At 65.6% G+C, this 15,515-nt stretch carries 8 protein-coding genes; 7 read left to right on the forward strand and 1 reads right to left on the reverse strand.

The genetic code is table 11. The features are described from left to right. Positions 1-70 precede the first annotated feature (70 nt). From B133_RS0100425 to B133_RS0100450, 6 genes are all read left to right on the forward strand, one after another. Positions 71-4,831, forward strand: coding sequence for a type I polyketide synthase (locus tag B133_RS0100425; protein WP_018598732.1), 4,761 nt, complete (start codon positions 71-73; stop codon positions 4,829-4,831). Between the two features lie 2 nt (positions 4,832-4,833). Continuing rightward, positions 4,834-9,309 (forward strand): type I polyketide synthase, encoded by a 4,476-nt coding sequence (locus tag B133_RS0100430; RefSeq protein WP_026255800.1) that lies wholly within the window; start codon positions 4,834-4,836, stop codon positions 9,307-9,309. 12 nt (positions 9,310-9,321) lie between these two features. Continuing rightward, positions 9,322-10,329 carry a daunorubicin resistance protein DrrA family ABC transporter ATP-binding protein gene (locus B133_RS0100435; protein WP_018598734.1) on the forward strand — a complete coding sequence of 336 codons (1,008 nt, stop codon included), beginning with the start codon at positions 9,322-9,324 and terminating at the stop codon, positions 10,327-10,329. Beyond that, the gene (locus B133_RS0100440; protein WP_018598735.1) at positions 10,326-11,135 is read left to right on the forward strand and encodes an ABC transporter permease; all 810 of its coding nucleotides are present in this window, start codon (positions 10,326-10,328) and stop codon (positions 11,133-11,135) included. The genes B133_RS0100435 and B133_RS0100440 overlap by 4 nt, the downstream gene beginning before the upstream one ends. After that, on the forward strand, positions 11,135-11,953 hold the full coding sequence (locus tag B133_RS0100445) for an ABC transporter permease (RefSeq protein ID WP_018598736.1): 819 nt from the start codon (positions 11,135-11,137) through the stop codon (positions 11,951-11,953). Before B133_RS0100440 ends, B133_RS0100445 begins: the two co-directional genes overlap by 1 nt. Before the next feature lie 81 nt (positions 11,954-12,034). Then, positions 12,035-13,285: a hypothetical protein gene (locus B133_RS0100450; protein ID WP_018598737.1), complete on the forward strand. Its 1,251-nt coding sequence runs from the start codon at positions 12,035-12,037 to the stop codon at positions 13,283-13,285. Between the two features lie 20 nt (positions 13,286-13,305). Here B133_RS0100450 and B133_RS0100455 read toward each other — a convergent pair whose 3' ends face one another. Next, positions 13,306-14,679 carry a wax ester/triacylglycerol synthase family O-acyltransferase gene (locus B133_RS0100455; RefSeq protein WP_051088016.1) on the reverse strand — a complete coding sequence of 458 codons (1,374 nt, stop codon included), beginning with the start codon at positions 14,677-14,679 and terminating at the stop codon, positions 13,306-13,308. Between the two features lie 53 nt (positions 14,680-14,732). Between B133_RS0100455 and B133_RS0100460 the strand changes: the two genes are divergently transcribed. Next, on the forward strand, positions 14,733-15,515 hold the full coding sequence (locus B133_RS0100460; protein WP_018598739.1) for an SDR family oxidoreductase: 783 nt from the start codon (positions 14,733-14,735) through the stop codon (positions 15,513-15,515).

The following is a 15,515-nucleotide window of genomic DNA, read 5'->3' on the forward strand; positions in this document are numbered from 1 at the left end:
TTTCAGCGCTGCATGCCAGCGGACCGGTCGGTTACACCACCGGCAAGATCCGACGACTGGACACGGCCTCATGACGCCGCTCGGCGATCGGGAAGCCGAACTTCGCAACTGGTTGGTCGACTACCTCGTTACCAACATCGGCTGCAGCCCCGACCAGATCGACCTCGACGCGCCCCTGAACGAACAGGGCGTGGGTTCGCGCGACGCGGTGGTCTTGTCGGGTGAGCTGTCCGAGTTGTTGGGACGTCCCGTCTCGCCGGTGGACTTCTGGCAGAACCCGACCCTCAACAGCCTCGTCCACGCGCTGATCAATCCCGATACGGAGCCGATGGTCGTGGCCGACGCCACGGGCGGCGCAGAGGACGAGCCGATCGCCGTCATCGGGCTGGGCTGCCGGCTGCCAGGCGATGTCAACGGACCGAACGCGCTGTGGGACTTTCTAGTCGCTGGCCGCTCAGCGGTGGGAACCGTGCCCGACGATCGGTGGCAGTCGTTCGACGATGGCTCGGCGGAAACGTCGGCGGCATTGGCGAACACCACGCGGTGGGGCTCCTTTCTCAGCGACATCGCCGGTTTCGACGCCGAGTTCTTCGGGATCACGCCGCGCGAAGCCGACTACATCGATCCGCAGCAGCGTCTACTGCTCGAAGTCGCCGTGGAGGCGCTCGAGCATGCCGGTATCCCAGCCGAGTCGCTTCGGCGCACTCAGACCGGGGTCTTCGTGGGCGCCAGTGGAAGCGAATACGGGTACATGGCCGCCCGTGACCTCAGCAAGATCGACGTCTGGTCGGGTACGGGCGGGGCCCTGAGCATCATCTCCAATCGGCTTTCCTACTTCCTCGACCTGCGCGGTCCGTCGCTCACCGTCGACACCGCCTGCTCGTCTTCGCTGGTTGCGGTGCACCTGGCCTGCCAGAGCCTGCGTACGGGCCAGTCCGAGCTGGCGATCGCCGCAGGAGTAAACCTGCTCCTCTCGCCTGCCGTGACGGGCAGCCTCGACGCAGCAGGAGCGATGTCGCCGACCGGTGCCTGCCACACCTTCGACGCCGCCGCTGACGGATACGTCCGCGGCGAGGGTTGTGGCGTCGCAGTGCTCAAGCGACTCTCCGATGCACTCCGTGACGGAGACCGGGTGCTTTCAGTCGTCCGCGGCTCAGCGGTCAATCAGGACGGCCGATCCAACGGATTGATGGCACCGAACCCGGCTGCCCAGGTGGCAGTGTTACGCGCCGCCGTCACGGACGCGGGCGTCAAGCCCTCCGAGGTCGACTACGTCGAGGCGCACGGAACCGGAACACTGCTCGGCGACCCCATCGAAGCCCGTGCGCTCGGCACCGTCTACGGGCGCGGGCGGCAACCGGACGCGCCGCTGCTCGCCGGTTCGGTCAAGACCAATCTGGGCCACCTGGAGGCCGCCGCGGGCATCGTCGGGCTGATCAAGGCGACGCTCGCCGTGCAACGCGGCACGATCCCGGCCAATCTGCACTTCGATACCCCCAACTCGCACATCCCCTTCGACGAGCTACGGCTGAAGGTGGTAACCGAGACGACCAAGTGGCCGGCAACCGGACGTCCGCGACGGGCCGGAGTGTCGGCGTTCGGTTTCGGCGGCACGAACGCGCACGTGGTCCTGGAACAGGGTCCTTCGGCAATCGCGCCGGATCCGGTGGTGGTACCCGCGGTCACCACGCTCGTGGTCACCGGCAAGGACGCCGAGAGGGTCGCCACGATGGCCACCGCGCTGGCCGACTGGATGACCGATGCCGGCGCGCTCGTGCCGCTGCCCGACATCGCGCACACGCTGAGTCATCACCGCAGCCAGCACCCGACGTTTGCCACCGTCTGCGCGGCCGACCGCGCCGAAGCCGTTGCCGGACTGCGCTCGGTCGCGGCTGGGCAACCGGCAACCGGCGTCGTCAGCCCACACCAGGGACCGTGCGGTTCCGGGACGGTGTTCGTCTACTCGGGCCAGGGTTCGCAGTGGGCGGGGATGGGTCGCCGGCTGCTCGCCGACGAACCGGCGTTCGCCGCCGCCGTCGCCGAGCTAGAGCCGGATTTCGTTGCCCAGGTTGGGTTCTCGCTGCACGACGTGCTCGCCGGTGCCGAGGAGCTCATCGGCATCGAGCGGATTCAGCCGGTGTTGGTCGGCGTTCAGTTGGCGTTGACCGCGTTGTGGCGCTCGTACGGGGTCGAGCCGGATGCGGTGATCGGGCATTCGATGGGCGAGGTGACCGCTGCGGTGGTGGCAGGCGCTCTGACGCCAGCGCAGGGACTACAGGTCATCACAACCCGGTCGCGCTTGATGTCCGAACGCGCCGAAAAGGGCGCGATTGCTCTGCTGGAGCTCGATGCGCCGACTGTCGAGGCGATGATCGCCGATTTCCCAGAGGTTACGGTGGCGGTGTATGCCTCACCGAGCCAGACCGTGGTCGCGGGGCCCACCGATGCTGTTGATGCCGTCGTCGCCAGGGCGATTCAGCAGAATACGTTCGCCCGCAGAGTAAACGTCGATGTCGCGTCCCACCACGCGATGATGGACCCCATCCTGCCGGAGTTGCGGGAGGCGTTAGCTGATCTGACGCCGAGGCATCCGCTCATCCCGGTCATCAGTACGGTCGAAAATGCCAGTGCCGCAACGCTGTTCGATGCCGATTACTGGGCAGTCAACCTGCGCAACCCGGTCCGGTTCAGCCGGGCCGTCGCCACCGCGGGCGCCACCCACTGCACCTTCGTCGAGATCAGCCCGCACCCGTTGCTCACCAAGGCGATTTCCGACACCCTCGACGACCCGGCCACCGGTAACGAGCACCACCACAGCCTCGGCACGCTGCAGCGCGATGCTCACGACACCGTTGAATTTCACACGAACCTCAACGCGACACACACCGCCCGGCCACCGTCCGGCGATCACGGGCCCGAGCCGCATCCCGCCATCCCGATCACCCCGTGGCGCCACACTCGGCACTGGATGGATGTCACACCCGCCTTGTTCGCCGACGGCTTTGGGGCTCGCCGCCCGCACCGGCTGCCGGCAGGCGACAGCAGCCCGATCCCGGCGGACTGGCTGTACGAGCCGGCGTGGCCCGTACACCCACTATCCGCGGCCGACATTGCGGGCGTCGGCCCCTGGCTGGTGCTCGGGGACGCGGACCTGGGCGCCGAACTCGGTCGCGGGCCGGGTCTTGCTACCGACTGGATCACCGACCGGACCGCATTGCGCACCGCACTGGCTGAAGTGGACAACGTGCTACTCGCGCCGGCCGCCACTGGCGTCGCGATCGACGTCGCGTCCGCGTACGCATTGTTCAACGAAGCCAGAAGTCTTGTCGAAGAAGTGCTTTCGGTGTCCTCGCCGCCGCGGCTCTACTTCGTCACCCGCAATGCCCAGCCGGTGGCCGAAGGTGATCGCGCCAATTCGACACATGCCGTCCTGTGGGGTCTCGGCCGCACGCTGGCACTCGAACATCCCGAAATCTGGGGCGGCGTGGTCGATGTCGACGACTCACTGCCCGCCGTTCTGGCCGCGCGGCATGTGCTGACCGAAGCGCAACCCGGCGAGCGGGAGGATCAGGTCGTCTACCGGGCGGGTGCCCGGCACGTGCCACGTCTGCAACGACGGACACCTCTGCAGGTCGACACCGGCCTGCTCGGCCAGGACACCAGCCACCTGGTCATCGGCGCCACCGGCCGCATCGGGCCACATCTGATCCAGCAGCTTGCCGACATGGGTGCCAAAACCATCGTCGCGGTATCGCGAAACCCCGGCGGGCGGCTCGATGAACTGGCCCAACGCCTTTCGTCGACGGGCACGACGTTGGTCCAGGTGGCTGCCGATGCGGGAGATGAAGCCACGATGGCGGCGCTGTTCGACCGGTTCGGCACCGATCTGCCTGCGCTGGAGGGCATCTACCTGGCGGCCTTCGCAGGCGGACCCGTCGCGTTGTCCGAAATGACATCCGACGACGTCGAGGCCATGTTCGGACCGAAGCTGGATGCGCTCGCCGTACTGCACACCCTTTCGCTACGAACGTCCATTCGCCACTTCCTCATGTTCTCGTCGATCTCCGGTCTCCTCGGTTCACGCTGGCTGGCCCACTACACGGCGACCAGCAACTTCCTCGACACCTTCGCCTACGCCAGGCGCAACATGGGTCTGCCGGCTGCCGTGGTGAACTGGGGATTGTGGAAATCGTTGTCCGACTTGCAATCCGATGCACAATCGGTGATGTCGGACACTGGGCTGGTGCCGATGCCCGACGAGGTGGCCATCCGCGCCCTGTCGTTGGTGCTGGCTCCCGATGCGCCGCCGCGGTACACGGTCGCCGAGGTGGATTGGCCACTGCTGGCCGCGGCGTACCGCACCCGCGGAGCACTGCGGATCGTCGACGACGTGCTGGCGGTCGACTCGGACCCGGACAAGTCCATCCCGGAGACCGAGTTCGGCAAGGCCCTGCGCGAATGCCCACCCGAACGGCGTCGCGGAATGCTGGCTGACCACATCGCCACGTTGGCGTCGGACGCCATGGGACTGGCGCCGGCGGAGACGCTGGACCCGGCGGCGGGGTTCTTCCAACTCGGCATGAACTCGCTGATGGGTGTCTCGCTTCAGCGCAGCCTTGGCACGAGCCTGGGCATCGCGCTGCCTGCAGCGGTCATCTACGAGTATCCCTCCATCTCGCGTCTTACCGACGCTCTGTACGAGCGCATGGGCTATGTGAGCACGGACGACATCCCGGCGACGGCTAGATCGGGCCTCGGTGCCCGAGCCCAGCAGCGCGCCAAGGCCCGCCAGCAAGCCCGGGCGGGCAGAAGGAAAGGACATGGGGTCTAGTGATGGACACCGAAACAACCGACTCGAATAAATTGCCGCCCAACGCGATTGCGGTCATCGGTATGGCGGGGCGGTTTCCCGGCGCAAACTCGGTGACACAGTTCTGGGACAACTTGTGCAGCGGTGAGGAATCCGTCACGACGCTGTCCGAGGAGGCGCTCACCGCCGCGGGCGTGAGTGCGAAGACGTTGGAGAGTCCCGCGTACGTCCGGCGCGCGGCGCTGGTCGACGGGATCGACGAGTTCGACGCGGAATACTTCGGGATGACTCCCTACACCGCTCGGATGATGGACCCCCAACAGCGACTGTTTCTGCAGACTGCATGGCATGCGTTCGAAGATTCCGGATACGACCCCGCCACCTACGACGGAGCGATCGGTGTTTTCGGGGCGAGCACTGCCAGCGGCTACCTGTTGCACAACCTGATGTCGCACCGCGACCAGAAGACGCTCGTCGGCGAGGGCATCACCGTCGACATGTTCAACCTGGTCCTGCTCAACGACAAGGACTACCCGGCGACGCGGGTGTCGCACCAGTTCAACCTGCGCGGACCGAGTCTTTCGGTGCAGACCGCCTGTTCGTCATCGCTGGTCGCGGTGCACCTGGCGTGCCAGAGCCTGTTGTCCGGTGAATCCGACATGGTGCTCGCGGGCGCCGCCGCGATCCGGGTGCCACATCATGTCGGCTATTTATACGAGCCGGGCGCGATGGTGTCGCAGTCCGGCCACTGCCGACCGTTCGACGCGAGGTCTGACGGCACCATCTTCGGCAGCGGAGTCGCGGCGGTGGTGCTCAAGCCGTTGCGGGCAGCGCTCGACGACGGTGACCGCATCCACGCCGTCATCCGCGGTTCGGCGATCAACAACGACGGCGCGGTGAAGATGACCTATGCGGCACCTGCTATCACCGGCCAGGCAGAGGTCATCGCCGAAGCACACGCCGTCGCCGACGTCGACGCCTCGACCATCGGATTCGTCGAGACGCACGGAACCGGTACCCCGCTGGGCGACCCGATCGAAGTCGAGGCACTGCGTCAGGCCTTCGAGGTATCGGAGTCAGTCCGGTCCGGCCCGTGCGTGCTGGGCTCGGTCAAGTCGAACATCGGCCACCTGGATGCGGCGTCCGGTGTTGCCGGCCTCATCAAGGCGATCTTGTGCCTGAAGAATCGGGCGATTCCCCCGACCCTGCACTACACCGCACCGAATCCAGAACTACACCTGGAAAACAGTCCGTTCGTCGTTCAGAACTGTTATGCGTCTTGGGAATCCGATGCTCCCCGGCGGGCTGGAGTGAGCTCGTTCGGCGTCGGCGGCACCAACGTGCATGTCGTCTTGGAGGAGGCGCCGCAGAATTCTTCTGACGGTGCGCAGGCCCCGAGCGGTCCGCAGGTGCTGCTGTTGTCGGCCCGGACCACCGAGTCCCTGCAGGATGCCAGGGCTGCGCTGGCCGCCGAACTCGCTAGGGACGAACAACTTTCGCTGCCCGACGTGGCGTTCACGCTCGCGGGCCGGCGAGCCTACGAGGTCCGGATGGCCGCCGTCGTCACCGACCGCGCCGACGCCGTCGCGGTACTGACCGCCGCGGAACACGACAAAGTGTCGGTCGGACAGTTCCCGCAAGGTATTTCGCCGGCCGCAGAACGGGTGGCATTCCTGTTTCCCGGGCAGGGCGCGCAGCACGTCGGCATGGCCCGCGATCTCTACGACACCGAGCCGGTGTTCAAGGAGAACTTCGACCGGTGTGCCGCTGGCTTTGCCGAGGAACTCGGAATCGAGCTGTCGGCCGAGGTATTCGAGGGGGCTGACCTGGAGCCCACCGACCTGGCGCAGCCAGCGCTGTTCACAGTGGAGTACGCACTGGCGCAGCTGATCATGTCGTACGGTGTCACCCCGGCGGCGTTGGCTGGCCACAGCATCGGGGAACTGGTGGCCGCCACCGTGGCAGGGATCTTTGATCTGCCGTCGGCGATCAAGGTGGTGTCGTTGCGCGCTCGTCTGATGCACGCCGCACCGCCCGGTGCCATGGTGGCCGTGGCGGCCAGCCCCGACGACATCGCGGAGCATCTGGCCGCCTCGACAGAACCGGTCGACGTCGCCGCCATCAACGAACCGGGCAGCTGTGTGGTGGCAGGCCCGGCGGAAGCCATCCGTGCGTTCACCGATCGTCTTGCGGTGGCGGGTATCCTGGCGCGACGCGTCCGGACCTCACATGGCTTTCATTCGCAGGCAATGGATGGGGTGCTCGCCCCGTTTGCCGAATACCTGTCCACCCTCACCCTGCAGGCGCCCCGAATCCCCATGCTGTCCAACGTGACCGGCACGTGGATGACCGATGAGGAAGCGACCGATCCGCAGCGGTGGTCCCAGCACATCCGCAGCACCGTCCGGTTCGCCGATGAGGTTCAGGAATTGCTCGGCGATACCCACCGGGTGCTCGTCGAGGTAGGGCCCGGCGGCAGTCTGACCGGCTCTGCGGTGCGGCTGCCTGAGTGGTCGGACGCCCACCGTGCGGTTCGACTCATGCGGCACCCGCTCCAGAGCCGGGATGATCGCGACGCGTTCCTGCTCGGATTGGGCCAGCTATGGTCGGCCGGAGTCGACGTGCACTGGGCTGCCCGCCACGGTGATCAAGCCAGCCGCGTGACGCTACCCGGTTATGCCTTTGCACGGCAGCGTCATTGGGTCGAGCCCGCGGCTTTCTCCGCACGGTCGGTCGTACCGGGGCAGGCAACAGACCACGCCGGCCAAAACGGGACCGCGGTCGTCGACGCACAGTCGGCCGAGCGCAAGACCGCAAGCGGCACCGATGCCCGCTCGCAGATGCAGGCCACCCTGCAGCGGATTTGGTCGCAGTGCCTTGGCGTCGACTCGATTGCACCGAGCGACAACTTCTTCGAACTCGGTGGCGACTCGCTGCTGGCGATCGGCGTTGCGATGACTGCGACTCACGAGGGAGTGGAGCTCACTCCGCAGGACCTCTATGACCATGGCACCATCGCCGCGCTGGCCGACACCCTTGTCGCTCGCTACGCCTCCGGCAGCCTGGCCAGCCAGGACACCGAAGAGCTGAATCTGCCACTCCCACCGAATATTCTGCGGTTCCTGGACGGCGGGTTGACCGAGCCGGGCGGCTGGCGCGCGCCGCTGGTGTTCCGTCTCGACTCGAGCGTCAGTGTCGAGCATGTCCGCGCTGTCATCACTGCGGTGGTCGACCACCACGATGCGTTGCGAATGCGGTTGGTCAACCGCGCGGGCGTGTGGGAGCAGCAGATCCGCGAACCCGGTGACTTTGCCGACCTGGACCAGCAGTCGCTGCCCGCCGACGCCAAGCCTGGCACGGAGCAGGAGCGCACTGCGCTGTCGGTCATCGTCGCTGAAACCATTGCGGGGCAGGACTTGAGCAGCTGGCCATTGACGGCCACGTACGTGACCGACGCGCAGTCAAGCCCGCGATTCCTGGTTCTCACGGTGCACCAGATGGTCGATGACAGCGTGTCACGCGAGGTGCTGGTGACCGACTTGTTGACCGCGTTCGGACAGGGGTTGGCAGGTAATGAGATCGCCCTGGAACCGGTAACCACGAGTTGGCGGGAGTGGTCGCGACGGTGTGCGGCGCTGGCCGCGCATCCGGCAGTGCTCGACCGGCGAAGCTACTGGATCGACAATGCCGCGAAGGCGACGTTGCGGGTAGCCGATATCGCGGTGGTCGGTGCGCCGGGACCCGATGACCTGATCAGGCAGGCCACCGCGTTGACCCCTGAGCAAACATCGCAACTCGACAACGCGCGGCGGTTATTACAGTCCTCGGTCGAGGAGATCCTGTTGGCCGCGCTGGCCCGTACCCTCGCGAGCACCGTCGGCGACGGTGTTGCGGCGGTTGACATCTCCGGCGCCGGGCGGTCGGTACTGCGGCCTGAGGTCGACTTACGAAGAACGATCGGCTCGTTCGCGACGATCTACCCGATCGCGCTGTCCTGCATCGACATCTCGGGTGCCAGCGCGACACAGCTGCTCGCCGAGGTCAGCCGTACGGTCGAGGCAGTGCCCCACAATGGCATCGGGTACGGACTGCTGCGTTATCTGCACGCGCCGACGGCCAGCCTGCTCGGCGCGACGTCCGCATCGGACATCTTCGTCTCCTACCTCGGCATGATCCCCGAATGGCAGGAGCGCGACACACCGGTCCAATTCGACAGTGACACCGAGCTGACGGTCAGGGAGACCCTGCCTGGGCTGGGCCATCCAATCGAATTACGGGCGTTCCGCCACAGCGGCGTGCTCCACGTGGACTGGTGGTATGACGCCCGACGGGTGCGCAGCGGTACCGTCGAGGCGTTCGTCGAGCAGTTCCCGACCACGTTGATCGGTCTGATCGACGAAGCGGTAAGTGGCGACGACTACGCCGCAGACGACGATGCCGACGACGAGGCCTTGGCCCTGGTGGACTTGTCGGCCGCCGTCTTCGATGACGATGAGTAGGTGAGGGAAGCGATGTCGCAGTCGGACGAGGGTTCCGATAAAGGCGTCGACGTCGAAGGCATCGGCAAATCGTTTGGTTCGGTTGCCGCGCTGCGCGACATCTCGTTCGACGTGGGTCGCGGTGAGGTCGTTGCACTGCTGGGCCCCAACGGTGCCGGTAAGACCACCATGGTGGAGATTCTGTCGACTCTGACCACGCCAGATCGCGGACGTGCCAGGGTCGCAGGTCATGACGTGGTCACCCGCCCTGCGCTGGTACGCCGGTCGATCATGCTGACCGGTCAGCACGTCGCCCTCGACGACATGCTGACCGGATACGAGAACGTGGTGATGTTCGGCCGGCTGCAGGGCCTGAACAAGTCAGATGCCCGCACGCGGGCCCGCGATCTGCTGCGCGAGTTCGACCTGACGCACGCCGCCGGCCGGCGGGTCAGCACCTACTCCGGCGGCATGCGCAGACGCGTCGACATCGCCTGCGGGCTGGTGGTCCGCCCCGAGGTGGTATTCCTCGACGAGCCGACCACTGGCCTGGATCCCCGTAGCAGGCAGGCCATCTGGGAGTTGGTAACCACCTTCAAAGAGGCGGGTATCGCGACCTTGCTGACCACTCAGTATCTCGAGGAGGCGGACGCGCTCAGTGACCGCATCATCGTGATCGACCACGGCACCATCGTCGCGCAGGGAACGGCCGACGAGCTCAAGGAGCGCACGGGCAGCACGTACTGCGAGATCGTGCCCCGCAACCCGGCTGACCTGCCCGCCTTAGTTGAGGCGCTGGGTTCGCTGGTGCCTGCCGCCAGCCGGCACGCGATGGGACCTGAGTCCGATCGGGTCAGCCTGCCCGCCCTGGACGGCCCCGCCACATTGTCAGCGGCTCTGTCGCAGTTGAATTCGGCGCATATCGAGCTGGCCGACGTGGTGCTACGCAGGCCGTCACTGGACGACGTGTTCCTCTCGCTGACGGGAAATCCGGTCGGCGATCCGTCCCCAGCAGGGGTGGCAGACGAGGTGTTCTCGTGACCGCGTTGACTGCGGTGCGCCCGGCCCCATCGGGACTGCAGCAGTGGTGGGTACTGACCGTACGGCTGATCGCACCCACATTGCGCAACGGTGAAGTGGCAGTGGGTGTTGCCGTTTCGGTGGCCGCTACCGCGAGTCTCTACATCCCGTTGAACCGACTGATGGATGGCCCCGACCTCAAGATGAGCAGCTACGCGCAGTACCTGCTGCCGCTGATCGTGTTGCAAGCCGTCGCGTTCGCGTCGATCTCCACTGCTTTTCGGGCTGCGACCGATTCGGTACAGGGGATCAACCGACGTTTCCAGGCGTTGCCGATCTCGCCGCTGACCCCGTTGGCGGCCCGGATCGCAGCAAGCGTCTACCGCTGCGTGATCGGACTGGTCGTGGCGCTGGCATGTGGATATGTGATCGGCTTTCGATTTCACCGTGGGCCCATTTGTGTCGTGGTGTTCTGTCTGCTGGTGATGCTCACCGGGCTGGCTCTGGCGCTCGTGGGCGATACTCTCGGCACCAAATCGCGCGACCCAGCCGCGACCGCACAATGGTTGTTGTTGCCGCAGTTGATATTCGGTTTCCTGTCGGTGGGAATCCAGCCGCTGCATCGGTTTCCCGAGTGGGTTCGGCCGATCGTCGACAATCAGCCGATCTCCCGGCTCGTCTACGCCATGCAGGCACTGGCCGGTGACTCCGCTGACGGTGTACCACCGGTCAGCTGGTCGGTCATCGCTCCGGCACTGGCCTGGGTGGTCGGCATCATCGCAGTGACCCTGCCTTGGGCTGTCGTGGTTTACCGGCGGAGAACCTGATGGCCGTTCTCGTCAGCACCAGCGTTGATGCCGTTGATGCGCACCGCCGTTCGCTGAGCCTGGCGTCGCAAACCGCGGTGCTGACCCAGCGGCTGCTGATCCGGTCGGCTCGTACCCCCATGACGCTTGTTCACGCTCTGCTGTTGCCAGTGGCCTTCCTGCTCACCCTCAAGGTTGTCTTCGGCGACTCGATCACGACGATCACGGGCGAGAATGCGCTCTACCGCAGCGTGCCACTGGTCGCCGTGGTGGCGACGATGACAGGGTCGACCACGGGAATGGTCGGCGTCAACGCCGAACGTCTTGACGGGTTTCTTTCCCGGATGTGGGCGCTGCCCATCCATCGCGCCGCCGGACTGCTGTCGCGGCTGGCCGCCGAGGTGATACGTCTGCTCTTCACGACGCTGGTGATCCTTTGTGCGGGAATCGCTCTGGGATTCCGCTTCCACCAAGGGGTTGGCGCCGCAGTGCTGTGGGTGGCCGTCCCGGTGATCTTTGGCGTCGCCTTCGCCGCGCTGGCCACCACGATCGCGCTGTATTCACGTAAAGCCGTGATGGTGGAGGCGATGCAACCCGTGATCATCTTGGGTGCCACCTTCTGTACCGGGTTCGTCCCGGTGGAGCGTTACCCGGACTGGGTTCAGCCGGTAGTCCGGCATCAGCCGATGTCACCGGCAGTCGATGCGATGCGGGGACTGTCGGTGGGTGGGCCGGTGCTGTGGCCGCTGATCAGTGCGCTGGTGTGGTGCGCCGCGATCTTCTTGGTGTGCCTGTGGCCGATCGTGCGGGGCTACCGCAGAGCCAGTACCAGCCGCTAGACCAATGCGATATCGACAAAGCGATACCAAGAGACCAGGCGATACCAAGAGACCAGGCGATCCCAAGAGAAAGAGTGCACAGTGTTCGGTTCAACGCCGATCCGCGATCTGACGCCCAGCGAAGAGTTCTACGCACAGGCCGAGAACTTCATCGGCATCACCCTTACGTTGCGCGGACCGGTGGATGTGGGCGCGATTTCGCAGGCGTTCGACACGTTGATGCGGGTGCATCCCGCGCATGCCGGACACCTGGAACATCCCGGCACCGATGGCAGGCATCAGATCATGGTCGACGAATACGAGCATGCGGGGATCTGGCTGGAGAAGATCGGGGAGACGTCGCCGCAGCGCCTGCCAGATCAGTCCCAGGCACTGGTGAACCTGCGGCTGCGACTGGGTTCAGAACGGTCCGAACTCACGCTCTACACACATCATGCCCTTGGCGATGCGCATCATCAGTTCGCGCTACTGGAGAAGTTGTTGGGTTGGTACACCGACATTGTCGAAGGCGCCGATATCGGGCCGGTCAAGTCCGAACCCGTTCCCGACTCGTTGGAGGGTGTGCTCGCGGCTCGGGGCATCGGCAAACTTGCACGGTTCGGGCTGGAGCGCTACCTGCCCGCAATGTTCGTCTACGACCTGCCGGCCTCACATCGAAACGCGGGACGCGTCGGTCCTCAGTCGGTTCGGGTGCCCTCGGCCACCTGCCGGCTCTCCCGCCAGGAAACCCAGGATCTGGTCGCCATCTCCGCCGCCGAACGGGTCAGTCTCAACTCCCTGGTGGCCGCTTCGATCCTGTTGGCCGAGTGGAAGATACGCGATAGCCCGCACATTCCGATCCCCTACATGTATCCGGTCGATCTGCGCTTCTACCTGACCCCAGCGGTTGGTGCGACCGAGGCGACCAATCCGGTAGGCATGGCTATGTACCTGGCCGAGATCAACGCACGCACCGACCTGATAGACCTGGCCCGCGACATCGTCGAGGCGTTTCGCGCTGATCTGACCGAAGGTGTGATTCAGCAGTCGTTTCTGCACTTCAGTCAGCAATACCAGGGCAACCCGCCCGGGTTGCCCGATGTGGTGATGGCCACCGATGGCGGGGAATTGCCGTCGGTTCGCACGCCGCCCGATCTCACGGTCGAGGAGTATGACGCCGAAGTGCTGTTCGCCTCGACCTCGGTGGGGATCGACATGTATTCCGTCGCAACGTATGACGGTCGGTTGGTGATCACCTATCACAGCCATGGGCCCAGCCCTGGTCATTACGTCGGCGAGATCCACGACCTGTTGGTCGGCGTGCCGTCCAGATACGGCTGGGTCACCGAGTAGATCGCGAACGCCATTGTGGTTTAGCTGATTTGGTCCAACATCTCGGTTAATCCGGCGGCGAAACCGTCAGCCAAGGTGCGTGGGTCCAGCAGGAGTGCCGGGCAGGAGAGCACTGCGATGTACAGCGTCCCGTTGGCCGACCACAGCGTGACGTTGAGCCCCGCCCCGTGCATCACCGGACCGCACGCATACAGCGCCGAAACCTCAGCGCCAAGAAGATAAGGTGCGTGTGGACCGGGCACGTTGGACACCACGATGTTGTACATCGGACGTAACTGGGTGAGCCACGCGTACACCCGCTTGGCGATGCCAAGAAGTACTGGGCCGATGACATCGCCCCAGTCTTGCAACAGCGTCACGCCGATTGCCGAACTGTGTTCCTTGGCAATGACATTGGCTACGGCGATGGATTTCAGTCGTTCCACGGGGTCAGTGATCTGCGTCTGCAGCTTGGGGTACATGCCCGACACCTGGTTTCGCCCTGTGCGATCGGAGGGGCCGTGCGCCGACACCGGCACCAGCGCCACCAGCGAGGCCTTCGGCAATTCGCCCCGGTTGAGAAACAACTCGCGAGCCTGCCCGCCGACGATCGCCATCACCACGTCGTTGATCTTGACCCCGAAGTGGTTCGCGACCTTTTTGACGTCAGCAAGATCCAGCTGGGCGAAGGCAAGCTTGCGATCGGAGGTGAGCTTCCCATTGAGCACGGTGCGTGGGGCGGTGAACGGAGCCGCCATCGCGCGGCCGGTAGCCGCACGCCGAATGGTGTCGATCACCGCGGTGATGCTCGCGGGCAACAATTTCAGCAGGTACCAGGGGCGGCGTGCGAACCCGGCCAGACCGGTGACGGCGATTCGCAACGGGCCGGCGGCCGGCGCTGCCTCGACAAAGGCCGGTGGCGGCGGGTCGGGTTCGGTACTGCACAGCTGCCCGATGATGTCGGCAAGGGTCAAGCCGTCGGCTATCGCATGGTGGAGCATCAGCAGAACGGCCAGCCGTCCGTCGTCTCGGCCCTCGATCACCCACATGGCCCACAGCGGCCGGCCATGATCGAGCCGCAACGTGGCGAGGTACCCGCACAGCTCCTCGAACTCGGCCCGGCCCCCTGGCGCCGGGACACCGATCCGATGCACGTGACGGTCGATGTCGAAGTCGGTGTCTTGCACCCAGGCGGGAAAATCGAGGTTCAGGGCGTTGTCGGACACCTTCTCCCGGAACACCGGTATCGCCCGCAGCCGCGTCGCCAGGGCGGCTCGGAAGCAGTCGTAGCTGTAGCCGCCTGGAATCGTCGAGGTGTCTAGTTCGAAGACCGAAAACACTTGCAGCGGCTGTGTTGCGGTCTCGAGGGAGAAAAAGCTGGCGTCGAGTCCGCTTACTCGTTGTGGACTTCGCACGCATGCGATGATACGTGCTGGCCATTCAACGTCGAGGCAAGTGGAGTTGGGTGATGGTTGCCTTGATCACCGGGGCGTCGACCGGGATCGGCGCGGAGTTCGCCAGGCAGTTCGCCGCACGGGGCCACGACCTCGTCGTCGTTGCTCGCAGTGCGGACAGGCTCGATGATCTCGCCGCTCGACTGCGCGAGGCACACGGCGTCGAGGTAACCGTGCTGGCGATGGATCTGTCGCTCCCGGCCGCTGCGGGCGAGCTGTGGCAGCAGACGGATCGCCTGGGTCTCGAGATCGCGGTACTGGTCAACAATGCCGGCTTCGGCACCCACAGTGACGTCGCCGATGCCGATCCGCAGCGCCTCGAGGAGGCGGTCGAGCTCAATTGCCGAACGTTGGTCGGGACGACCGCCCGCTACCTGCCTCAGATGCGGGCCAGGGGTGCGGGAACGATCATCAACGTGGCGTCGACCGCGGCGTTTCAGCCGTTGCCGAAGATGGCGGTTTACGGCGCGACGAAGGCCTTCGTGTTGTCGTTCACCGAGGCGGTCTGGGCAGAGGAGCGCAGACACGGCGTTCGTGTCCTGGCAGTGTGCCCGGGGTTGACGGATACCCCGTTCTTCGAGCTGGCAGGCGAGACCGCGGCTCGGGGTGCGGCACGTTCGAAGGCCTTGGGGCTCACCCGAACTCCGCAGCAGCTCGTCGACGCCACGATGCGTGCGCTGTCCAGCGGCAAACCCAGCTTCGTGGACGGCGTCGCCAATGCCTTCGTCGCGCGCGTGCTTACGCGGGTGCTGCCAAGGCGAGCGGCGATCGCGGTGTCCGGGCGGCTGCTTGGCTGA

It is taken from the genome of Mycobacterium sp. 155 (assembly GCF_000373905.1).
Lineage (GTDB): Bacteria > Actinomycetota > Actinomycetes > Mycobacteriales > Mycobacteriaceae > Mycobacterium.

Excerpts from the sequence above, each read along its gene's own strand:
- B133_RS0100435 (WP_018598734.1), top strand. The coding sequence starts at position 9,322 with ATGTCGCAGTCGGACGAGGGTTCCGATAAAGGCGTCGACGTCGAAGGC.
- B133_RS0100425 (WP_018598732.1), top strand. The coding sequence starts at position 71 with ATGACGCCGCTCGGCGATCGGGAAGCCGAACTTCGCAACTGGTTGGTC.
- B133_RS0100460 (WP_018598739.1), top strand. The coding sequence starts at position 14,733 with ATGGTTGCCTTGATCACCGGGGCGTCGACCGGGATCGGCGCGGAGTTC.
- B133_RS0100445 (WP_018598736.1), top strand. The coding sequence starts at position 11,135 with ATGGCCGTTCTCGTCAGCACCAGCGTTGATGCCGTTGATGCGCACCGC.
- B133_RS0100430 (WP_026255800.1), top strand. The coding sequence starts at position 4,834 with ATGGACACCGAAACAACCGACTCGAATAAATTGCCGCCCAACGCGATT.